Origin of the sequence: Ruminiclostridium cellobioparum subsp. termitidis CT1112, from assembly GCF_000350485.1 — a bacterium.
Classification (GTDB): domain Bacteria; phylum Bacillota; class Clostridia; order Acetivibrionales; family DSM-1351; genus Ruminiclostridium; species Ruminiclostridium termitidis.
Genome location: NZ_AORV01000016.1, coordinates 25,414 through 51,563, shown reverse-complemented (window position 1 = coordinate 51,563; position 26,150 = coordinate 25,414). Strand labels below are relative to the sequence as shown.

Sequence of the window (26,150 nt, the reverse complement as noted above, 5' to 3'; positions counted from 1 at the left end):
GTTGTAATGAGCTTATCTGAAAAAGAAGCAGGATTTGATTTTTCTGATTTGGTTGAACTGCTGCAATACCGGGCCAAAAAGCAGATAGATAAGAAAGCATTTATTTTTCTCGAAGACGGGGAAGTTGAGGGGCCGAGCTTTACATATCAGCAGCTTGACAAACAGTCAAGAGCTATTGGTGCTGAACTGCAGGCATGTACACAGAAGGGTGACAGGGTGCTCCTGCTTTATCAGCCTGGATTGGCGTTTATTGAAGCATTTTTTGGCTGTCTTTATGCCGGAGTGATGGCCGTACCCGCGTATCCGCCTAAAGTTAACCGGCCAATGCCCAGACTGCAGTCCATTATATCCGATTCCTGCGCAGCTGCAGTCTTAACTGAGGAAGCAGTATATTCAGGCATGGAAAAAAGGTTTGAGATGGCGCCCGATTTGAAACTTATGAAATGGATTGTTACCGACCAGGTCAGAGAAGACCTCGCAGATAACTGGGTAAATCCTGAAATAAACAGCGAAACCATTGCATTTCTTCAATATACCTCGGGATCAACCGGGGCGCCCAAAGGTGTTATGGTAAGTCATGGTAATCTCATTCATAACCAAAGAATGATAAAAAAAGCGTACAATCACACTGAAAATACAATATATTTAAGCTGGCTGCCGCTATTTCATGACATGGGTCTGATCGGTAACGTAATTCAGACTGTTTATCTTGGAACCACATGTATAACTATGGCTCCGGCAGCCTTTCTGCAAAAACCTTACAGGTGGCTCAAAGCAATATCGGATTATAAGGCAAATACCACCGGAGGGCCAAATTTCTGTTATGACCTGTGCGTTAAGACCATAACTCCCGAACAGCTGCAGACAATTGATTTAAGCAGCTGGACAGTAGCCTACAGCGGCGCCGAGCCTGTCAGGAGTTCAACTCTTGCCTCATTTGCCAAAATATTTAAAGAACGCGGTTTTAATGAAAATAATTTTTATCCCTGCTATGGACTTGCAGAAGCGACTCTGTTTGTTACAGGGCTTTTGAGAAATAGCCCGCCAGTGATTGTTGGTGTTGATTCAAAAGCCCTTGCAGAAAACAATATTATTGAAACCGAATCAGATAATGAAAATAGACAGGAGTTCGTCAGCTGCGGGCATGTCTGGCTGGAACAGGAAATAGTAATTTCAGACCCGGAAAGGTTTGAGGAACGCCCTGAAAATCTGGTCGGGGAGATAATGCTATCCGGCCCCAGCGTGGCAAAAGGTTATTGGAACAGAAAAGAAGAATCGGATTATACCTTTAAAGCATATTTGAAGGATGGCCGGGGCCCCTTTTTAAGAACCGGTGATTTGGGTTTTCTCAGACAGGGTGAACTGTTCATCACAGGCAGATTGAAGGATCTGATTATTATCAGAGGCAGAAATCATTATCCCCAGGATATAGAATTCACAGTGGAAGAATGTCATGAGGCATGCCGGCAAGCGGGAGGCGCCGCGTTTTCAATTGATGCCGGCGGGGAAGAGAGGCTTGTAATTGTTCAGGAGGTTGAAAGACAGTACCGCAATAAAAATTTGGATGAGGTTTTAGCTGCAATCAGGAGAAATATTTCTGAAAATCATGAACTGCAGGTTTATGCTATTGAACTGATAATGCCCGGGAGTATCCTGAAAACCTCAAGCGGCAAAATACAGCGCCGTGCAAATAAAGCGGCATTTTTATCAAATGAGCTAAGTCTTGTTTGTGAATGGAGATCCGAGCTTAGTTCGGTACATGAATCTGAATATCAGGATTATAATTATAATGAAAGCAGTAATGATATAAAGTCCTTATTAAGGCAAATGATTTCAGCAAAACTTGGGATTCAAAACGAAATGCTGTATGAAGATCAGCCCATAGCCAACTACGGTTTGGATTCTCTTCAGGTAGTTGAACTTATGCACAATATTGAGGCTTTATTTGGAATACAAATTACCTTTAGCAGCTTCTTTGACTTAAGTTTTAACGAAATGGTTTCAAATATTGCTGCTCAAAAAGCAGCATTGGAACTTCCTGGAGATACAGCTTCTAACGTTGGGAATGTCAATGTCATTCCCAAACAGAACAGGTTTATTGAAAGGCCGCTGTCAAGAGGGCAAAAAGCTCTTTGGTTCTTGCAGCAGGTGCAGCCGGATAATATAGTTTACAATATAACAAGAGCGGTATGGATTGATACAGGTCTTGATGTTCATGCGCTTGAGAGGACTTTCAACAGATTGGCAGAACGCCATTCCATTTTAAGAACCACCTTCCATGATAGGGACGGTGAACCGGTTCAACATATCTATGACATACCGGGAAATTTATTTAGGGTTGAGGATGCTTCGGCTTGGAATCAGGATTATTTGGAAAAAAGAATATTCGAGGAATCCAACAAACCTTTTGATCTCGAAAAAGGCCCGCTTTTCAAAGTATGTTTATTTACAGCTTCAGAAAACAGGCATTTGATGCTCATATCTGTTCATCATATAATTACTGATTTCTGGTCGTTATCAATAATATTAAACGATATGGCGGTATTTTACAATGAGGAAAAAAGCGGTGTTAAGACTGAACTTGCTCCAATTAAATACGACTATTTTGAATTTGTGGAACAACAGGAAAAAATCCTACAGGGAGAAGAGGGAAAACGTTTATGGAAATACTGGAAAAATCAGCTTGGTGGGGAGCTGCCCGTACTAAATCTTCCAACCGACAAACAGAGGCCGCCGGTACAAACCTATAAGGGACAAACCATATCATTTAAAATCAACAATGAAATTGCCGGAAAACTTAAAGAAATTGCCAAAAGGAACGGTGCCACACTTTACATGGTTCTGCTTGCTGCATATGAGATACTGCTGCACCGCTATTCAGGCCAACACCAGGTTTTGGTCGGATCACCCACGTCAGGAAGAGAGGATGCTGCCTTCTCGGAGGTAGTCGGATATTTTATAAATCCGGTAGTTCTTAAATCTGAATATGCTGATAATCAAAAGTTTTCAGAATTTCTCTCAGCAACACGGAAAACGGTATTGGAAGCATTCAGTAATCAGCGTTTTCCGTTCCCTACGCTGGTGGAAAGGCTTCAACCGCAAAGAGAAACCGCCTATTCTCCTGTATTTCAGGCTATGTTTGTGCTGCAGAAGGCACATGTACTTAATGATAAAGGACTTACCCCATTTGCTCTTGGAATGCCTGATGTACAGATGCAGCTGGGGGATCTTACGCTCAGATCTGCGGAAATCAGTCAAAAAACCTCCCAGTTTGATTTGACTGCAGCTTTTGCTGAAACAGAGGATGGTCTGGCGGCTACATTGGAATATAACTCGGATTTGTTCTACCCTTCAACAGTGGAGAGAATTGCAGGGAACTTTGAAGTTCTGATTATGGATATTTCAAACAATCCGGATAAAGTTGTTTCAAAATTGCAGATAATCAATGAAAAGGAACGGGAAAAGGTTCTTACAGACTGGAATAAAACTGAAGGTGACTATCCGCAATCCTGCATTCATCAGATGATTGAAGAACAGGTGAGAAAGACTCCCGATAAAACTGCAGTAACTTTTAAGAATGAAAGGCTTACATATCTGGAGTTGAATAAAAAATCCAACCAGCTGGCACATTATTTAAGAAAACAGGGGGTTGGTCCGGGTACATTAGTGGGGCTTTGCATAAACAGGTCGTTAAATATGCTTATGGGACTATTGGCCATACTTAAGGCCGGAGGAACCTATGTACCGTTGGATCCGTCATATCCGGCTGAGCGGCTGGCTTATATGGTTCAGGATTCAAAGCTGCCATTGTTATTGACAGGTAGTGACCTTTCTGCCTTTGCATCGGACATTCCTGTGAAAATTACTGACCTTGATGCTTTATGTGTACAAGTATCAGATGAGAACTCAGAGAATCCCGAAAATGATGTATCGCAGGATAATGCCGCATATGTTATTTACACTTCGGGCTCGACAGGCAAGCCCAAAGGTGTACAGATATCACACAGAGCACTGGTGAATTTCATTATTTCCATGCAGAAGGAACCCGGACTGACACAAGGGGATAATTTACTCTCAGTAACTACCTTATCCTTTGATATTGCCGGTTTGGAGCTGTATTTACCGCTGTCTGCTGGGGCAGGTCTGGTTATTGCAAGCAAAGAGGCAGTATATGATGCCGATGAACTGATCAGCGAAATCAGCAGGAATAATATTACTGTTATGCAGGCTACCCCTGCAACATGGAGAATGCTTATTGATGCCGGATGGAATGGCAATGGTAAACTAAAGATTCTGTGCGGGGGCGAGGCAATGCCAAGGGAGCTTGCAGATCAACTGCTGAAAAGATGCGGATGTCTTTGGAATATGTACGGCCCGACAGAGACTACAATCTGGTCCACAATAATGAATGTAAAATCAGGTAGAGGGCAAATATCAATCGGACGCCCCATTTTAAATACTCAAATATATATCCTGGACAGCAATATGGAACCCGTGCCCATTGGTGTTACCGGTGAAATCTACATCGGAGGCCATGGACTGGCCGATGGATATTTGAACAGACCCGAACTGACCTCTGAAAGATTCGTTGATAATCCTTTCAAAAACGGCCGGAATTATAAAATGTACCGTACAGGCGATTTAGGACGGTATTTGCCTGATGGAAACATTGAAGCATTAGGAAGAGTCGACAATCAGGTTAAAATCAGAGGTTTCCGCATAGAACTGGGCGAAATTGAAGCGTTGTTGGCAAGACATCCTGATATACATGAAGCAGTGGTGGCAGCAAAAGAGGTAAATAGAGGTGACAGGCAGCTTATAGCCTATTACACCTGCGGGAATGAGACGGTACCGGCTGATATTGAACTCAGAAACCTGTTGAAACAGGACCTTCCCTCGTATATGATTCCGTCTGCCTTTGTCAAAATGACTGCTTTGCCCTTAACTCCCAACGGGAAGGTAGACCGGCTGTCACTTCCGGTGCCCGAAGCTTTAGCAGGTGCTGTTACAGCTGTTGTAGCAGATAACGTTGAAAAAAGAAATACTAATCCGCGGAGCAGCATTGAAAAAATGATTGTTGAAATCTGGAGGGAAGTACTTCACATAGAAAATATCGGAACTGAAGATAACTTCTTTGATATCGGAGGCCATTCCCTGCTCCTGTCAAGGGTTTATAATCTCCTTAAGAAACAAGTCAACAAGGAGATAACAATGGTTGACATGTTCAAATATCCAACAGTTCAGTCATTGGCAGGATTTTTGGACACTGATGGAAAACAGGATAAAAAGGATTCAAATAATTCAAAGATCAAGCTTTCCTATGGAACTAAAAAGGAGGACATCGCCATTGTCGGTATGTCGGGAAGATTTCCGGGGGCAAAAGATGTGGAGGAATTTTGGGACAACCTGTCAAAGGGAGTCGAAGCCGTATCCTTCTTTAATGATGAAGAGCTTAGTAAAGCAGAGGTTGATGCAGCTTTACTGAATAATCCCGATTATGTAAAGGCAAGAGCTATACTTGATAAGGCCGAATACTTTGATGCCGCATTCTTTGGCTTCAGTCCCAGGGAAGCAGAAATCCTTGATCCACAGCACCGGCTGTTCCTGGAATGTGCATGGGAGGCACTTGAAAATGCCGGCTACAACCCAGACCGTTTTGAAGGAAAAATAGGAGTGTACGCCGGGGTGGGACTTAACCACTATTTACTGAACTTGTATTCGGAAAACGGACTTATTGACTCACTGGGTACTTATCAGACCTTTATTGGCAATGATAAGGATTTTGTTCCCACAAGAGTTTCCTACAAGCTTAACCTGAAGGGGCCAAGCATAAATGTGCAAACCGCCTGTTCAAGTTCACTGGTTGCCATCCACCTGGCGAAGCAAAGCCTCATAAGCGGAGAATGCGATATGGTGCTGGCCGGCGGTGTTTCAGTAAAGACGCCGCAGACCGAGGGCTATATATACCAAAAGGGAGGCATTCCGTCACCGGACGGGCACTGCAGAGCATTTGACGCAGAAGCACAGGGGACGGTGTTTGGCAACGGAGTTGGCATTGTAGTATTGAAGCGTCTGGAGGCTGCAATCTCGGATGGCGATTATATTCATGCAGTCATTAAAGGAACGGCCATTAATAATGACGGTTCCTCGAAAATAGGGTATACCGCGCCAAGTGTGGTCGGCCAGTCGGAGGTTATTGCCGAGGCATTAATAAACGCGGGTGTAACTGCCGATACCATAGGATATATTGAGGCACATGGTACCGGTACGCCTCTGGGAGATCCCATTGAAATCTCAGCTTTAAAAGAAGCTTACAGAGATGTAAAGCTTAAGCAGCAATGCAGGGTAGGTTCGGTCAAAACGAATATCGGTCATCTTGATACAGCTGCCGGAGTGGCGGGAATTATCAAAACAACTCTGGCCTTGAAGCATAAAGCCATACCTCCGAGTTTGAATTTTAAATCACCAAATCCACAGCTGGGTTTGGAAGACAGTCCATTTTGTATAAATGACAGGCTGTCGGACTGGACTGCAAGCGAAACCGGCAACCCGCGCAGGGCAGGTGTCAGTTCCTTTGGTATTGGCGGAACCAATGCACACATTATACTGGAGGAGGGTCCTGATATTATAAAATCCGGAGAAGTCAGGCCCTGGAAACTTCTTATGCTTTCTGCCAGAACCGAAACCGCATTGGAGACTGCTTCCTTGAACCTTTCCAATTATTTAAAAAAGAATGCAGAGGTTGAACTGGCAGATGCTGCTTTCACTCTCCAGACAGGACGAAAGTCAATGCAGTGTAGAAGGTTTGCCGTTTGCCGTGATACGGAGGATGCAGCTGCTGTTTTGGAAGCGCTTGACCCTCAAAGAGTGATTAATGGAAATTCAAGCGTCAGGAATCCGGCAATTACCTTTATGTTTCCGGGCCAGGGTGCCCAGTATGTCAATATGGCACATGGATTATATCAAAGCGAACCTGTCTTCAAGGAAACAGTTGACAGATGCTGTATAATTTTAAAACCTATTCTTGGCTTTGATCTTTTGGAATTGATTTATCCGGAAGAAGCCGATACTGGAATTCATGGGGAAAAACTTCAGCAAACAGCTATAACCCAACCGGTTCTGTTTGTAATTGAGTACGCTGCAGCAGCGCTTTTCATGTCGCTTGGAATATATCCGGCTTCAATGATAGGCCACAGTATAGGAGAATATGTTGCAGCGTGCATTGCAGGGGTTTTTTCACTGGAGGATGCACTCAAGCTGGTGGCAGCCAGAGGGAGACTGATGCAGTCTGCGGCTCCGGGTTCAATGCTGGCAGTGCCACTGCCGGAAGAAAAGGTAATTCAATATTTGAGGGAAGGGCTTTCTATTGCTGCAGTCAACAGCCCTTCATTATGTGTGGTATCCGGGACCCATGAGAGTATTAATGAACTTGAGCAGCAGCTTGCTCAACTTGATACAGCCTGTAAGCGCCTGCATACATCCCATGCATTCCATTCAGTCATGATGGAGCCGGTTTTGGATGAATTCAGACAAATAGTTTCCCGGATAAAAATGAATTCACCTGAAATTCCGTTCATTTCAAATCTGAAAGGTGATTGGATATCAGATAGCGATGCTGTTGATCCTGAATACTGGGCAGGTCATTTACGCGGTACTGTGCGCTTTGCTGACGGCATAAGAAAGCTCTTGCAGCAGCCGGATGGAATATTGCTGGAGGCCGGCCCCGGACAAACCCTTTGCACTCTGGCAAGGCAGCAGCCCGGTTCAGGAAATACACATGCGATACTTTCCTCAATACGCCATCCCAGGGAGAACCGGGCCGATGAAGAATACTTTCTGAATGCCGTAGGAAGAATCTGGCTGGCAGGAGTTGAAATTGACTGGAAAAACTATTACTCAAACGAAAGAAGATACAGAATTCCACTGCCTGCATATCCATTTGAGCGACAGCGCTATTATATTGAAGTTAATAAAAATAAACCCGATAAAAACAACAGGACTTTGAATAAAATCAATGATATGGCCGACTGGTTCTACATTCCGTCCTGGAAAAAGACAATGCCGCCGGTACTTGAACAAGCTGAAAGAACTACTGAAAATTGGCTGATTTTCACGGACTCTTGGGGATTAGGCGTTGAGACTGCGTCACTTTTGATTAATAAAAATATAAATGTCATCTCGGTTGCAAGAGGCAATAAATTCGATAAAGTATCAGCTTCACAGTACACAGTGAATCCTCTGGAAAAGAAGGATTACACAAGTCTCTTTGAAGAACTGGAAAAAGAAAATCTGCTTCCCGGTGCAATAGCTCATTTCTGGAGCCTTACTGAAGAAGTTGTACCTATGGGTGCTCTTGACGAGGGCTTGAATGCAGGCTTCTACAGTCTAATGTATATTGCACAGGCGGCGGGAAAATACCCTGCCGGAAATCCTATCAGAATAGAGGTTATTACAAACGGTATGGAAAAAGTTGAGAACAGGGATATTATCTATCCTGTCATGGCCGCTCTTAAAGGTCCTCTGAAGGTAATACCGCAGGAATATCCGGGGGTATCCTGCAGATGCATAGATATAGGTACGGCATGTACAGATTGCAGTTGGCGGGAGGATGCGGCTGAACAAATTATTGCCGAACTGTTGTCAAAACCCCAGAATGAAATAGTTGCCTACCGTGGAGCCGAACGTTGGGTTCAGAGCTACGAAACAGCTAAAATTGGTGAGAGCACCGGAATTCCTCAAAATTTGCGGGAAAAAGGAGTGTATCTCATAACAGGCGGCCTTGGCGGAGTTGGATTGGAGCTTGCCGGTTATCTGGCTGAAAGAGTGAAAGCCAGACTTATACTGATAGGCCGTTCGGTATTTCCTGAAAGAGAAGAATGGGGACAATGGATTTCGGGGCATGATGTGCAGGATGAAACAAGTCTCAAAATTAATAAAATCAAGGAGATTGAAGAGCTGGGCGGAAAGGTTTCGGTGCTTTCGGCCGATGTTTCAAACGCCGAAGAAATGAAAGCTTGTGTTGACTTTGCAGTAAAAACCTATGGTGATTTAAATGGAGTTATTCATGGAGCTGGTTTGCCGGGCGGCGGAATTATTCAGCTGAAAACCCGGGAAGCTGCAGGAAGGGTTTTGCTCCCAAAAGTGCAGGGTTTAACCGCACTTGCTTCAGCGCTGGAAAATACCAAGCTTGATTTGTTTGTGCTCTGTTCATCTATAAATTCTGTTATAGGAGGTTTCGGACAAATTGATTACACTGCAGCGAATGCTTTTCTTGATGCATTTGCAGTAAATAAAGCCGCAAGAAAAGGAACCAGATATATATCGATCTGTTGGGACCGATGGAAAGATGTGGGGATGGCTGCTCAGGCCGGAGGAACAAATGATCACCAGAAAGGCGGCTCTTTGAGTACTACACCGGTTCATCATCCTCTTCTGGACAAATGTATAGTTGAAACACTTAACAGGGATGTTTATTCCACTTCATTCCAGGTTGAAAAACATTGGGTATTATCGGAGCATACCATTGCAGGCAAGCCGACGGTACCGGGTACCACCTATCTTGAAATGGTAAGAGCTGCCTTTGAAAAACATGCAGTCGGCAAAGGCATTGAAATTTCCGAAACTGCATTCATGGCACCTCTTGTTGTTAATATGGATGAGACAAGGGAAGCTCTTACCATACTTGATGAGAAAGGTGAAGCTTTTGAGTTTAAAGTAATGAGCAGACTTGTTTCCCGGGACGGAAAAACAATGTCGTGGCAGCCGCATGCCGCAGGAAAGATAAGAAGCTGCGAGGAACAGCCTTTAAAGCAGTACGACATTGATAGTCTTATTTCACGCTGCAATATAAAGGAAATGGAAGTCAATAAAAATGATATTGTCGGAGAAGCTGAAAGGTTTGTGGGCACCGGTCCAAGGTGGAATAATCTTAAAAAGATATACTTCGGTGAAAACGAAGCCTTAACGGTGCTGGAGCTTTCTCATGAGTTCCTGGGCGATATGGAGCATATGAAACTGCATCCTGCTGTAATGGATGTAGCAACAGGCTTTGTTCAGCGTTTTGCAGGTGATGGGAATTATCTGCCTCTGGCCTATGAAAGGCTGACTGTTAACGATAGTATGGCTGCCAGAATGTACGGATATGTGAGGTTTAAGGATAAAGGACCAAAAAGCCAAAAGGATACCATAACCTGTGATATATCCATAATTGATGAAAACGGCACAGTACTTGTTGATATTGCCGGATTTACCATGAAAAGAGTCAATCAGGAGCTTACTGCTTCTCTGAATAACTCTTTTGCAGAAGGCAAGCTAGAAGAAATAGAAAGTGAGGGGTTAATAGCCGCTGCCAATCCGCTTTACGGAAGGTTGTCGGAGAAAGCACAGTGGCCGCTGGATGGAGGTTTATCGTCAAAAGAAGCTATAGCGGCATTTGAAAGAGTACTTTCAGGCTGTACGGTGCCAAATGTAGTAATATCAACAAGAGACCTGACCTCTGTTATTGAAAGTATTAATTCATTCAACAGAGATACAATTGCCGGTGAAATAGCTTCGATTGAGATAAGCCAGCCTGTTCACGCCCGGCCTAGTATCAACAGTGCATTTATTGCACCGGGAAATGAATTGGAACAGACCATCGGCAGTGTTTGGCAGAAGGTGCTCGGAATAGATCAGATAGGTATCAATGATAACTTCTTCGAGCTTGGAGGGACTTCTCTGACAGGTATTCAGGTAGTGTCCGAACTTAAAAAAGTTTTGGGTAAGGAACTTCCTACAGTCAGTATTTTCGAAGCCCCCACAATCAGCCTTATGTCCAGGCTCCTCAGCCCCGAGAAAAATCAGCAGACCTTTGAACACACAAGAAATCGTGCCGAGAAGAAGAACGAAGCATTAAACCGGAGAAAAATCCAGTCAAAGGAGAGTAGAAGATGAAGAAGCCAATCAACCCGGACTTAATCGGAGAGAAGGATATAGCAGTTATAGGAATGTCAGGCAGATTCCCCATGTCAGAAGATCTGGAGAAATTCTGGAAAAACCTGAGAAACGGTATTGAATGCGTTACTCACTTTACTGATGAGGATTTGATTGCATCACGAATAGAGCCTTCATTATTAAGCGACAGTCATTACATTAAAGCAGCTCCCGTTTTAAAGGATGTAGAAAAGTTTGATGCGGCTTTTTTCGGATATTCACCTAAAGAGGCTGAAATAATGGACCCGCAGCAGAGAATTTTTCTTGAGCTGTCCTGGCAGGCTCTGGAGGATGCAGGATATGTCCCTTCTACATATGAAGGTTTAATAGGAGTTTACGGAAGCATTGCATGGAATACGTATCTGCTGAGCAATCTTTGTTCAAATCGGGAGCTTTTCAGGCCGGGCAGTGATTTTCAGGTGTTTACCGCAAACGATAAGGATTTCATGACCACACGCGTTGCATATAAGTTAAATCTGAAAGGCCCCAGCATGACCGTTCAGACGGCCTGTTCCAGTTCACTGGTGGGAATTCATATGGCTGTTTTAAGCCTGCTGAACTATGAGTGTGATATGGCGCTGGCAGGGGGATGTACCGTAAAAGTACCGCAAAATGCAGGCTACTATTACCAGGAGGGCTTATTGGGCTCCCCGGACGGACATTGCAGGGCCTTTGATGAGAAAGCTCAGGGAACCATATTCGGCAGCGGTGCCGGTATTGTAGTGTTGAAGAGACTTTCCGAGGCAATGGAGGACGGAGATAATATTTACGCGGTAATTAAGGGAAGTGCCATAAATAACGACGGATCTATCAAGGTCAGCTACACGGCTCCAAGTGTTGACGGGCAGGCTGAGGTCATTGCCGAAGCTCAGGCTGTTGCGGGCATTGACCCGGAATCTGTCAGTTACATTGAAGCCCATGGCACCGGCACATCGCTGGGAGATCCCATAGAAGTTGCAGCTCTGTCGAAAGTATTCTCGGAAAGTACCTCCAGGAAGGGATTTTGCTCAATAGGTTCGGTAAAAACCAATATTGGACACCTGGATTCGGCTTCCGGAGTTGCAGGCTTTATAAAAACAGTACTGGCGCTTAAGAATAGGGAGATCCCTCCCAGCATTAATTATGAAAAACCAAATCCCAAAATAGATTTTGAAAACAGCCCTTTTTTTGTTAACAGTTCACTCAAAAAATGGACAAGCACAGACGGGCCGAGAAGAGCCGGTGTCAGTTCCTTCGGAGTAGGCGGAACCAATGCTCATGTTATTCTGGAAGAAACGCCAGAGTTTGAGCCTGCAGCCGACACTGGCAGGGAACAGCTGCTGGTGCTTTCTGCTAAAACACCGGCGGCGCTTGACATGGCCACTGCCAGGCTTGCCGAATATTTGAAGAACCACCCGGATACCAACCTGGCAGATGCAGCCTATACATTAAAAGTGGGAAGGACTGTTTTCAGGCATAGACGTATAGTTATCTGCAGTGATTTGAAGGAGGCGTTTTCAGCACTTGAGGCCGTTGATCCGGCTAAAGTGTTTACAGCTGACGATTCTCTTGAACCCAGACAGCGTCCGGTAATATTCATGTTCACAGGTCAGGGCTCACAGTACGTCAATATGTCCTTACAGCTTTACCGGCAGGAACCTGTCTTCCGGGAGAATATTGACAAATGCTGTTCAATTCTTAAACCGTATTTGGGGCTGGATCTGAGAGAAGTTATATTCCCGGCGGACATAAATACAGAGGAGATGGCAGTCAAACTGGGTCAAACTTCCTTTACGCAGCCGGCACTTTTTGCTGTTGAGTATTCAATGGCAAAGCTGCTTATGGATTGGGGTATAGAACCGAAAGCAATGCTTGGGCATAGTATTGGTGAATATGCGGCCGCCTGCGTTGCCGGAGTATTCCGTCTGGAGGATGCCCTGATGCTGGTGGCAAAGCGCGGGCAGCTGATGCAGCAGCTGCCTTCTGGTTCCATGCTGGCGGTTTCACTTCCGGTAAAAGACATGGAAAAGTATATTGGAAACGAAATCTCTCTTGCGGCAGTAAATAGTCCATATCTTTGTGTACTATCAGGAGCTGACGAAGCTATAGCGGGACTTGAGAAAGAATTATCCGCTCAGGGGAATCACTGTACAAGGCTGCATACCTCCCATGCATTCCACTCGTACATGATGGAGCCAATATTGGATAACTTCAGAGCATGCTTCAGAGGAATTGAACTGCAAGCACCCGAGATACCTTATATATCAAATCTTACCGGAACATGGATAAAGGAAACGGAAGCAACAAGCCCCGATTACTGGGCAAGGCATCTGCGCAGCGCAGTACTGTTTTCGGAGGGCGTGAAGGAGCTATGCAGACAGGAGGATGCCATATTTGTAGAGGTTGGACCGGGGCAAACCTTAAGCACACTTGCAAAACAGCATGTGGATGGTGATAGTAAAATTGCCATAGTTAACACCATACGCCATCCCAGGGATAGCCGTTCTGATATGAGCGTACTGCTTGGGGCTCTCGGCAAGCTTTGGCTGGCAGGATTGGATATAAGTTGGAGACAGATATATAAAAACGAAGAACGCTGCCGTGTTTCGCTGCCGGCATATCCCTTTGAGCTCCAGCGTTACTGGATTGAGCCGGGGGTGCAGAATTATGCCCGGAATGAGAAACGCAAAGACGTTGAGAAGATAAGCAATGTGGCAGAGTGGCTCTATGTACCGTCATGGAAATCCTCATTTGTCACTGATAAATTTACAAAATTGTTTGAAAAAAATAGAACCGGACGTTGGCTTATATTTGTTGATGAATATGGTATTGGCGCCCGGATGACGGATATTCTTAAAGCTAATGGATGTGAGGTTGTCACAGTTACCGCCGGAGATGAGTTCGTGCAAACAAGCCGGGATACCTTCAAAATGAACTTCGAAAGCAGTGAGGATTATAAAACGCTTTTCAGTACTTTGAAATCAAGGGAAGAACTTCCCGGAGAAATCCTTCATTTATGGAGTATGGATGAAAGCCGTAAAGCCGGACAGGAGGAGTACACTTTCTTTGAAGAAGCTCAAAGCAAAGGCTTTTACAGCATGCTGTACCTGGTTCAAGCCCTGGATAAGCTTGATATATCACAGCCTGTAAAGATTGCCGCAGTTTCGAATTCCTCTTTCAATATTGGAGGCGGCAGTACATATTGTCCTGAGAGATATACGCTGGCAGAACTTTGTAAGATCATTTCGCAGGAATTTGCCAATATCTCATGCAGATTTATTGATGTTGAGGTTATGACGTCACAACCTGCTGAACTGGCCAAAAAGTTGATTGGCGAAATTGCCTGTGTTGATGAGAAAAGGGAAATTGCTTATTGCCGGAATAAAAGATGGGTAAGAGACTTCGAACGGATAAGAGCTGAAGAAATTGGCGAGTCGGAGCCTGTAAAGGAAAAGGGTGTTTATATAATAACCGGCGGTACCAGTAATATGGGATTTGAGTTCCTGAAATATATTTCCAAAAGAACAAAGGGAAAAATAATAATTCTTGAAGAGCTGCCCTTTCCCCATGAAAGAGAGTGGGAACAATGGCTGGAAAAACATGCCTCCGACGATGCTGTCAGTCAAAGGATCAGGGAGCTGCAGAAATTGAAACATGAGGGTCCTGACATAAGAATAGTACCGGCTGACTTCACAGACCAGGAGAAAATAATTAAATTGGTCAGCGAGGTTAAAGGCTTGGGAAGTATAAACGGTGTAATACATGCGGCTGAGGTTGAGGAAAATGAAATCTTCAGTCTTATAAGTGAAACAGATAAGAAGAAATGTGAAAAACACTTCAAGTACAAAGCAAAAGCCTTGTATTTACTGGATAATGCTTTAAAAGGCTCAAACCCGGATTTTGCAATTGCGGTATCCTCGCTTGCAACCATTATGGGAGGCCTGGGATATGCTGCATATGCCTCCTCCAATGCTTTTATTGATGCATATGCCAATAAAAATGCCGGTGATGGCAATTTACACTGGACAAGTATAAATCTGGATGCATGGAAAGCAGCCGGCAGGCAGGATCTTGTCACTGACTTCAGCACCAGCCTGTCCCGGCTTGCAATGACATCTGAAGAACTGGAAAAGGTAATCGGAATGGTATTGTCTCTTTCGGAAGCCGAGCAAATCATTGTATCGACTGCCGGCTTATCTGAAAGAATTGAAGAAATCAATGCCAGAAGCAATTCCGGTGATGAACAGGAGAAGGATTCCGGTCTGAAAGCTGAAAAGCTCCACACGCGTCCCAATCTCCAGACCCCTTACGCCGCACCCGAAAATGATCTGGAAAAGACTATTGCGGAGGTATGGGCAAAAGCTTTTGGTTTTGATAAAGTAGGTGTTTTTGATAACTTTTTTGATCTGGGCGGTGATTCCCTGGTTGCCATTCATGTGGTAAATCAGATAAAAAAACTGCTGAAGAGAGAGATACCGGCGGTAAGCCTGTACCAGACATTGAATATAAGGGGAATGGCACAGCTGCTGCAGCAGGATGAGCTGCAAAGCCAGGAAGAAGCAGCAGCGGAATTTGAAGCCCAAAAAGACAAAATGAACAGGCGCAAACAACTACAGCAAAGAAAGCGCCTGAGTAAAACCGAAAAGGATGGCGGGGACGATGAACAATTCTCAGATTATTGAAAGCCTTGATGGATCGGAAATTGCCATAATCGGAATGGCTTGCAGATTTCCGGGAGCAAAGAATCTCAGGGAATACTGGACCAATTTAATAGAAGGTAAGGAATCCATAACTCTCTTTACTGATGAGGAACTATTAAAGGCAGGGGTTGACGGTACTGTTCTGAAGGACCACTCATATGTCAAAGCAGGATCAATTCTGGAGGATTATGATAAATTCGATGCGGGCTTTTTCGGATACTCACCGCAGGAAGCTCAGCTCATGGATCCTCAGCACAGGGTGTTTATTGAATGCGTTTGGGAGGCCTTTGAAGATGCAGGCTACAATCCCGAAAGCTATAAAGGTGAAATCGGAGCCTTCAGCGGAGCAAAGACCGATACATACCTGCTGAATATAGCTGCAGTTCCGGATTACTTGAAATATCTGGATACCATGCAGGTTGCTCTTGGTAATGACTTGGGCTGCCTTTCAACAAGACTGGCCTACAAATTTAATTTAAAGGGTCCCAGCTATGCTATTCATACAGCATGCTCAACTTCGCTTGTGGCAGTTCATCTGGCGTGCCAGAGCCTTTTGATTGCAGAATGCCAGATGGCGGTTGCCGGGGGTGTTACAATAAATGTTCCTCACAAGACAGGATATTTTTACCAGCCTGGAGGAGTAGCTTCTCCTGACGGCCATTGCAGGGCTTTTGATGCCCAGGCCGGAGGAACTGTTTTTGGAAATGGCGCCGGGGCGGTTGTTTTAAAACGTCTGGAGGATGCGATTCATGATGGGGACAACATATATGCGGTAATTAAAGGTTCGGCGGTCAATAATGACGGCTCCAGAAAGGCAAGCTTTACAGCGCCCGGTGTTGAGGGACAGACGAAGGTTGTACTGGAGGCAATGGCAAGTGCCGGTGTTGAGGCGGACACAATTTCGTATGTTGAAGCTCACGGTACCGGAACCAATCTGGGAGATCCAATTGAATTGACCGCACTTACAAACGCATTTCGCGCCAGTACCGACAGGAAAGGCTATTGTGCCATTGGTTCTGTAAAAACCAATATTGGACATCTTGACGCAGCCTCAGGTATTGCCAGCCTGATTAAAACTGCGCTTTCCATAAAGAACGGAATGCTTCCTCCAAGTCTGAATTACTCAAAGCCAAATCCCAAAATTGATTTTGACAATAGTCCGTTTTATGTGAATACCAGGCTTTCCGAATGGAAGAATACAAAGCTGCCTGTCAGAGCAGGTGTCAGTTCCTTTGGTTTTGGAAGTACCAATGCGCATGTGATTCTGGAGGAGGCACCCAAAGCAGAGGCAGTTGTTGATAAAGAACCCTGTAAACTTTTACTGTTATCAGCAAGATCGGAAGCTGCTCTGGAAGAGTCAACCTGCAGACTGACCGATTATTTGAAGCAGAATCCCCAATCCAGTATGGCTGATATAGCATATACACTAAAGGTTGGAAGAAAAGTCTTCGGATACAGAAAAATGGTTGTATGCAAAGAAAAGACAGATGCTGTTGAGCTTTTGGAAGCTCCCGATTCTCAGGAGGTTTTGACAGGTTATGAGGAGAGGAGTGACAAGTCCGTCATATTTATGTTCCCGGGACAGGGAGCTCAATACGTGGATATGGCCAGGGAATTATATGAAAGTGAGCAGGAATTCAGGAAGGATATGGACCGGTGTGCTGAAATTCTGAAACCATATCTTGGCAAAGATATCCGCTCAATATTATTCCCCGGTAAAGAAGTCAGTGAGGCTGCAGCAGCCGAGCTAAACCAGACTTATATGACACAGCCGGTTCTGTTCAGTGTTGAATATGCGCTTGCAAAGCTTTTTATAAAGTGGGGAATAAAACCCAAGGCCATGATCGGACACAGCCTGGGCGAATATGTTGCGGCATGTCTGGCGGGAGTTTTGTCCCTGGAGGATGCTCTCCTGCTGGTGGCTCAAAGAGGACAGCTGATGCAGAGTCTTCCGGGAGGTGCAATGCTTTCGGTAAGCCTTTCGGAAAAACAAATTGAAGCATATCTCAATGAGGATATATCTATGGCTGCCGCCAACAGTCCTGTATTGACTGTTGTTTCAGGAACCTTTGAAGCTGTTGGCAGGCTGGAACAACAGCTTCAGGAAAATAATATTCAATGCAGAAGACTGCATACCTCCCATGCTTTTCATTCTGAAATGATAGAGCCAATACTTGAAAAATTTGCGGTCACTTTAAAAAGTATTACGTTCAACAAACCGAAGATACCATATATATCGAATGTAACAGGAGAATACATAAAGGATCTGGAACCAACGCAAGCTGAATACTGGACAAAACATTTAAGAGGTACAGTAAGCTTCAGTGCTGGAATACAGCAATTACTGAAGGAATCAGGCAGCATCTTCCTTGAAATAGGGCCCGGTCAAACATTGAGCACCTTTGTCCGTCAAAATGAAAGTGAAGACTCGGAAGCAACAATACTTAATTCACTTCGCCATCCAAAAGATCAAAGATCGGATATGTCATTTCTGATGACAGCTCTTGGCAAGCTATGGCTTTGCGGAGCGGGAATCGACTGGAACAAGTACTATGAAAACAAACGGCAGAAACGTGTGTCACTGCCCACTTATCCGTTTGAGAGACAGCGTTATTGGGTTGAAGCTCTGGACAGGTTGGTAAATTCAAAGCAAGGTTTAAAACTCACACTGGATAAAACAGAGAACATCAGCCAATGGTTTTATGAGCCGGTCTGGAGTCAGTCAGAGCTGCAGTCAGCCTCAAAAGAGGTACGGCATGCGACCGGAACTGATACATGTTATCTTGTATTTGAGGACAGCTGCGGGCTGGGAAAAGAAACTTCGGAATATCTCGAAAAATCAGGCTGTCATGTCGTCAGTGTGGAGCAGGGAGAACAGTTCTGTCATATAGATGAAAGAAAATTCATGGTCAATCCTGAAAGTTACAGTGACTTTGATGAACTGTTGAAAAAAGGCTTGCCGGCAGATAAGTCAAAGCTGCAGGTTTTACACTTCTGGACTGTAACCGGTGCTGAAAATTTGTCAGATGAAAATTTGTTAAAAGAGACAATTGAATTTCATAAAAAAATCGGATATGACAGTATAATTTCCCTGACTCAGGCCATAGGTAACAATGGTAATGTCAGGTCTGCGGATATTTGCCTGGTATCCAGCAATATGCAATGTGTAAATGGAAAAGAAAGAATTGAACCCGGAAAGTCCACTATACTAGGACCCTGCAGGGTTATCCCAAAGGAATACGGCAATATTTCGTGCAGGAGTATAGATATTCCTTTGACTGATCTGGTTGAAAATAAACATAATCTTGTTGAAACTATTTTAACTGAAATCAATAATCAGTCTGATGATCTAAAAAAAGATAATATAGTTGCTTACCGTGATGGAAAGCGATGGGAATATGGATTCAAACCTTATTTACAGGATATAGCACTAAAGGAGACCGGGTCTCTGGACAATAAAATAAGGAAAAACGGAGTATACCTTATTACCGGAGGATTAGGCGGCATAGGATTCGTTCTGGCGGAGCATCTTGCAAAAACAGCCCGGGCAAAGCTTATATTATCAGGACGTTCAGAATTGCCGGAAAAGAATTTATGGGATAATTGGCTGTCAGAACATGATGAAAAGAATTCTGTCAGCATGAAAATAATAAAGCTGCGGCAACTGGAGGAAATGGGCTCCCGGGTAATTGTCATAAGTGCGGATGTTACCGACGCTGAAAAAATGCGCAAGGGTATTTCTGAGGCCGAGTCGGTATTCGGAAGTGTCAACGGTATAATTCATGCTGCCGGAATAGCCGGCGGCGGGATGATACAGCAAAAAACTCCGCAAATGTCCGAGGAAGTATTTGCACCAAAATTATATGGAGCTCTGGTACTTTATGATATTTTCTGCCGGGCGGAATTGGATTTTGTTATATTCTGTTCCTCGCTGCAATCCCTGATGGGAGATCTGGGACAGGCAGACTATTGTGCTGCCAATGCGTTTCTGGATGCTTTCGCAGGCTGCTGGAATTCAAAAGGGCATAATAGAATTACCTCCGTGGACTGGGATAATTGGCAGGAAACAGGTATTGCCGCCGATACGCAGGTTCCTGATAATATGAAGGCCCTGAGACGGGAAATTCTCTCAAAAGCCATCAGCTCCAGAGAAGGCGTTGAAATATTCGAGAGAGTTTTAATTTCGCAGCCCCAGCAGGTTATCATTTCCGCTCAACCTTTACAGGAACGCATTGAGCTCAGCAAAGCCTTCTCTCAGGATAATTTCCCGGGGAATGGGACAAGCTCAGGCTTTGATGAAGCGGATCAAGCCGGGAAAGTGCAGATTAAAGGCTCCATTTCAAAGAATGAAATTCAGAATAAAGTGGCTGACATTTGGAAAAAAGTTCTCGGGGTCAAAAAGCTTGGGCCAAATGATAATTTCTTTGATCTGGGGGGGAATTCACTGACGGGACTTCAGCTTGTTGCTGAAATAAAAAGAGAATTTGATATACAAATAGCTCCGGTGGTAATTTATGAGGCTCCTACAATAAGTGCCATGGCCAGACTTCTGGGACATGATTCGGCTGAAAATAATGACGAATCCGCGGAGAAACCGGTAAAGGAAAATAGCGGGACAAACGGGGATGAAAACTCTGAAATTGCCATTATCGGCATGTCCTGCAGGTTCCCCGGTGCAAATAATATTGATGAATTCTGGAAAAATCTTTGCGAGGGTGTTGAGTCGGTAACGCAGCTTTCGGATGAAGAGCTGCTTGAGGCAGGCGTCGATCCCGCTCTGCTCAATAATCCCAACTATGTAAAGGCTGCACCTATGGTCGAGGGATATGATATGTTTGATGCCGAATTTTTCGGTTACAATCCAAGAGAAGCCGAGATGATGGATCCTCAGCACAGATTGTTTCTGCAGTGTGCGTGGGAATCACTGGAGAATGCGGGGTATACCCAGGACAAATACAGGGGACTTATCGGAGTATTTGCCGGTGCCAGTCTGAGTACATATATGTTCAATTTGTATTCCAACAGGAAGCTGATGGAATCAGTTGGGAATCTGCAGGCTATCATAGGGAATGACAAGGATTCTCTGACAACGTCGGTATCCTACAAGCTGAATTTAAAGGGTCCGAGTATTGCGGTTCAGACCTTCTGCTCCACCTCGCTGGTAGCCGTGCATCTGGCTGCCAAAAGCCTTTTGAGCGGTGAGTGCCATATGGCTTTGGCGGGAGGTGCCACAATAAATGTTCCTCATAAAAACGGCTACCTGTACAATGAAGGCGGAATATTTTCACCCGACGGGCATTGCAGGGCTTTTGACAAGGATGCCAATGGAATGCTGTTTGGCAACGGAGTGGGAATTGTTGTTTTGAAAAGGCTCAAGGATGCACTGGCAGACAGGGACTCCATCATTGCGGTCATAAAGGGTTCGGCAATCAATAATGACGGCTCCCTGAAGGTGGGTTATACCGCTCCAAGCGTGGAAGGACAGTCTGAGGTTATATCAAACGCTCTTGAAAATGCAGGGATAACAGCGGATAGTATAGGATATATTGAGGCTCACGGCACGGGTACGCTGATGGGAGATCCGATAGAGATTGCCGCATTGACAAAGGCCTTCGGTGCCACAACTGAAAATAAGCAATTTTGTGCCATCGGTTCGGTAAAAACAAATCTGGGGCATTTGGACAGGGCTGCCGGTATAGCAGGCCTGATCAAGGCCGCATTGTCTCTGAAAAATGGCATGATACCGCCCAGTCTTAACTACACAAGCCCAAATCCCAAAATTGATTTTGAGAACAGCCCATTCTTTGTGAATACTTCACTTAAAAAATGGGAAACAACGGATATACCTCGCAGAGCAGGTGTCAGTGCACTGGGTTTTGGAGGAACAAATGCCCATGTCATACTGGAGGAAGCACCACCCTGTCAGAACCCGGCAGATAATTCACCTTGCCGGCTGCTGCTGTTTTCAGGAAGAACTGAAAATGCTCTTGCTGCCAATATGCACAATTTCCATGACTATCTTAAATTAAACGGCAATGCCAATATTGCAGATATGGCATATACCCTTCAGGTGGGGCGTAAGGATTTCAGATACAGAAAAGCATTTGTGTGTTCAAGTGTCGAGGATGCACTGAATGTATTGGGCGGTGAGGATGCCCGGCGAATTATATCGGGTGAATGTGAGAATGAAAACAAAACAATTACCTTCATGTTCCCGGGACAGGGTTCGCAGTATCCGGGCATGGGTCAGGGCTTGTATCAGCTGGAACCTGTTTTCCGTGAACAGGTTGATAACTGCTGTGAAATATTAAAACAGTATATTGATATGGATTTGCGCAGTCTCATATACCCTGAAGGCCCCGCTGACATAAAACAGGCGGAGGAAACTCTGAGCCAGACCGGGTATACCCAGCCGGCGGTTTTTGTAATAGAATATGCAACTGCAAAAATGCTGTGCAGCTGGGGTATGGAACCTGATGCAATGATCGGTCACAGCATTGGGGAATATGTTGCGGCGGTGCTTGCAGGGGTAATGACCCTTGAAGACGCATTAATGCTGGTTTCTGCACGGGGAAGGCTGATTCAGGAATTACCAGGCGGAACCATGCTGGGAATTCCACTGGCTGAAAATGAAATTACTCCGCTTTTGAATAAGGATTTATCAATGGCTGCCGTAAACGGACCTGAGCAGTGCGTTGTGTCCGGCAGCTATGAAGAAATAAGTCTTCTGAAAGACAAGCTGGCTAACATGGGGGTGGAATGCAGAGAACTGCACACTTCACATGCTTTTCATTCCGGTATGCTGGAACCTGTTGTAGAGCCGTTTAAACAACTATTTACAGCTATACAGCTGCATGCTCCAAACAGACCGTTTATTTCCTGCGTAACAGGAACCTGGATTACAGAAAGCCAAGCTGTGGACCCTGCTTACTGGGCTCAGCATCTGAGGGGAACCGTACTTTTCTCTTACGGAATAAGTGAGATTTTGAAAGATACTTCCCGGGTACTGATCGAGGCGGGACCGGGGCAGACGCTTTCAAAGCTGGCCAGACAAAATGTCAAGGACGGTATCGAAAGATGTATCATCTCAACAATACGTCATCCAAGCGACAAAACCGGGGATATGGCATTTTTGCTGACAGCGCTTGGAAGGCTCTGGATTGCAGGGAAACACCCGGATTGGGATAAATTCAATAAACAGGAATGCAGGCGTCGAATTCCTCTGCCGACATACCCCTTTGAAGGCAGGCGTTACTGGGTTGACAGGGTGGAATCTCCGGAGCTGCACCAGACAAGTTTTAAAGCTGATGAAAAGAATTGGATTCTGGTGCCTTCCTGGAAACGGTCCAAGCTGCTCAATTCCTTTAGACCCGAAACATTGTCCCATAAGAGCAGAAAATGGCTTGTATTCGTTGAACCTTGCGGGCTCGGAGGGGCTATAGCCCAAGGGCTGCTGGCAGCAGGCCAGGAGGTGGTAACGGTAACTGCCGGAGCAGAATTCAAGGCGGAAAACGACCGGACATACACTCTGAAGCCTGAAAGAGCCTGGGAATTTACTGCTTTGGTAAATAAGCTTAATGATCTGAAACTGATGCCCGATGCAGTGGTACACCTGTGGAATTATGCAGAAAGTCCGGGGGCTGAAGGAGATGCGGAATACTTTAAACAGTACCGGTTTTCAGGTTCGTTAAGTGTTTTGAATCTTGTACAGTCTATTAAAAGTATAAGTAATGACAAAAAGTTGGATATATGGGTTATTTCCAGCAGCACTGCCGATATCAGTGGAGAAGAGGCGGTCAAACCTGAAAAAGCAGCCGCAGTGGGAATGTGCAGGGCAATCAGCGGAAATTCGGAAAATATAATTTGCCGCAGCATTGATGTATTGCCCGGGGTTCAAATCAGTAGAACCGCTGATAATATCCTGGCTGAAATTGCCGCCGGACATTCAGAGGTTGAAGCTGCTTTCAGAGGCAGGTACAGGTGGATACCGGATTTTGAAGAACTTGAGTATACGGCGGAAAGTACTGCTAAATATGAATCTGCAGCACAAGGTACTGATAAATTTGAATTCAGGCAAAAGGGTACATATTTCATAATGGACGGCTTGACAGGTATGGGCTTTGAATTCGCACGCTATCTGGCTCAGTCGGTAAATGCCGGACTTGTACTTCCACAACCCTGTGTGCTGCCTGATAAAAGTGAATGGGATGGGATAATAGACAATGGCGGTGCTATACCGGATAACCGGGATATAAGAACACCCGGAGCACCGGCATACCCACTATCCTCCTTTGAAAATGATGACTGTGCATCAGAAATAAACCGGCTATGGGAACAAAATATTGGTTCCTCAGAGACTTCAGCAGTTCCGGAGGATATTGAAACGGAGCTGGACAGGCTTTGTTCAGCGTACATATACAGTTACTTTGCTAAAAACCTGGATATAAAAAGGCAGGTAGTATATTCAGAAGATGAATTGAAGCTTGCTTTGGGAATAACAGCTAAATATTATAAATTTTTCGGTTTTATGCTCTCGGTATTGGAGCAGGAAAGCTTTATTGAAACAGAAGGAGAAACAGTAAGATTTATTAAAGAGCAGGATAAAATATCAGGACCTGAGTTCCTGTCAGCAGAGCTGTTGAAAAAGTTTCCTGAATTTGAAAATGCCCTCAGTGCTCTTAAATACTGTGTTGACAGCTACAGTGATGTATTGGCTGGAAGGACCGAGGCCATGGCTGTATTCAGCCAGGATAACGGTTTGAATGTTCTTGAAGTTGTTGATGAGGTACAACAGAAATACTCGAATGGAATACACATCCAAAGAGTTATTTCTGAATATTTCAGAAAACCTGGGAATATGGGAAAGGGCAGAAAGATGCGGTTTCTGGAAATCAACGCAGGTGATGACCGGCTTACCTGGCACATTGCAGAAGCTTTGAAGGATAAGGATGCAGAATACTGTTTTACCTCTTTAAACAAGAATTTGATAAATAATGCCCGAAAAAAAGCTGTACAAAACGGCTGGGGCTTTATGAAATTCAGAGTTCTGGACGTTTCTGAAAAACCTGAGGAACAGGGTTTTGCTCCATACAGCTTTGATTTTATTGTGGGAACTAATGCTGTTCATGCTCAGCCCGACATAAGCAGCGCGGTTCAGAATGTTGAGAAGCTTTTGATGCCGGGAGGCCTGCTGCTGATGATGGAAGCTACCAGGCCCCGGCGTTGGGTAAACCTGATATGGGGCCTGGCAGATCACTGGTGGAATTACTCAGATAATGCTTTAAGAACAAATTCTCCGCTGCTTGCTCCGGAGGTATGGAAAAAAGTATTGTGTGATCAGGGTAATACCGATGTAACTCTTTACCCGGCAGGCGATGAAAATGCCGACCACTCATTGATTGTGGCAAGGCAGAATCCGTTACTTGACTCAGAGGATTATAAAGCATGGCTGCTTGAAGTCAAAGCGAAAGAAAAGCAGGATATAAAACTCAGAATTGAAAGGCTCAGACAGCTTGAGCAGCTTGGCGGTGAAGTTTTTGCACCATCTGCAGCCGGCTGGACTGAAGCTTCCATAAATAAGGCCGTTGATTCTGCCATGGAATTGTTTGGAAGCATACAGGGAGTCATTTTCACACCGCTGCAATTGTCAGAGGGTTTAAAACAACAGCAGGTTAATGACGAGGTTGAAGAGTCAAGCAGCAAACTTGAACAGAATATATCTGCATTAAATTCGCTGGAAGCTGTGCTTCCAAAAATGAAACCTGACTTTATTTCATTAATGTCACCGGATGAATGGGGGCTGCAGACTTGTGACAGCTATTTCCTGGCACAGTTAGTACCATATATGAGCACGCTGTCACAGAAGCTTTCGGCAAATTGTAATAATGCAAAGCTGATACAGTGGGACAGCTGGAGTAAGGAAAATGAGTATACTGCAGAAACAAATGGCGGATATATAGACTCTGAACATGGGATATCAGCCTTCCGGCATATAGTTTCAATGACAGATATAAATCAGATTATGATATCCCCCAGGAATGTAAGTCAGTTTACACTGGAGCATAACAGGCCATGGCTTAAAAACAGAGGCAGGCTTAAGCAGGTGGAAAATATGAATGCCGTAAATGACAGGCCTGATTTAGGAAGTTCATATATGGAACCACAGAATGAAACGGAGCAAAGGATTTTAAAGGTCTGGCAGGAAGTCCTGGGTATTTCGCAAATCGGTGTTTATGACAGCTTCTTTGAAATAGGAGGAGACTCCCTTCAAGCCACACAGCTGAACTCAAGGATCAGGGACCAATTCGGTGTGGAGCTGCCAATGCAGGATTTCTTTAATGCACCGACCATTGGAGAGACAGCTGCTGCCATTGAAGATATAAAAAACAGCAGAGAGAGAGAAGCAGAAGCTGAAATTCTAAAAATGATTGAGCAGCTTTCAGAAGACGAAATCGAAGCTGAAATTATGAATAGAATGAAAAATCTTGAGTGACCTTAGGG

The 26,150-nt window shown here is 44.7% G+C and carries 3 protein-coding genes; all 3 read left to right on the top strand.

Going from position 1 to position 26,150, the window contains the following annotated elements; all coding sequences use genetic code 11:
* The first annotated feature begins 6 nt into the window (after positions 1-6).
* Genes CTER_RS26745 through CTER_RS02970 form a run of 3 tightly spaced genes read left to right on the top strand, consistent with a single transcriptional unit; the run spans position 7 to position 26,142 of the window.
* Complete coding sequence (locus CTER_RS26745) at positions 7-10,932, top strand: hybrid non-ribosomal peptide synthetase/type I polyketide synthase (protein WP_004623654.1); 10,926 nt, start codon at positions 7-9, stop codon at positions 10,930-10,932.
* Positions 10,929-15,632 (top strand): type I polyketide synthase, encoded by a 4,704-nt coding sequence (locus tag CTER_RS02975; RefSeq protein ID WP_004623650.1) that lies wholly within the window; start codon positions 10,929-10,931, stop codon positions 15,630-15,632. Before CTER_RS26745 ends, CTER_RS02975 begins: the two co-directional genes overlap by 4 nt.
* On the top strand, positions 15,610-26,142 hold the full coding sequence (locus tag CTER_RS02970) for a type I polyketide synthase (protein ID WP_004623626.1): 10,533 nt from the start codon (positions 15,610-15,612) through the stop codon (positions 26,140-26,142). The genes CTER_RS02975 and CTER_RS02970 overlap by 23 nt, the downstream gene beginning before the upstream one ends.
* Positions 26,143-26,150: the final 8 nt, after the last annotated feature.

What these genes read in the sequence shown, in the direction of transcription:
- CTER_RS26745 (WP_004623654.1), top strand. Translation starts at nt 7, where the DNA reads ATGAGCTTATCTGAAAAAGAAGCAGGATTTGATTTTTCTGATTTGGTT.
- CTER_RS02975 (WP_004623650.1), top strand. Translation starts at nt 10,929, where the DNA reads ATGAAGAAGCCAATCAACCCGGACTTAATCGGAGAGAAGGATATAGCA.
- CTER_RS02970 (WP_004623626.1), top strand. Translation starts at nt 15,610, where the DNA reads ATGAACAATTCTCAGATTATTGAAAGCCTTGATGGATCGGAAATTGCC.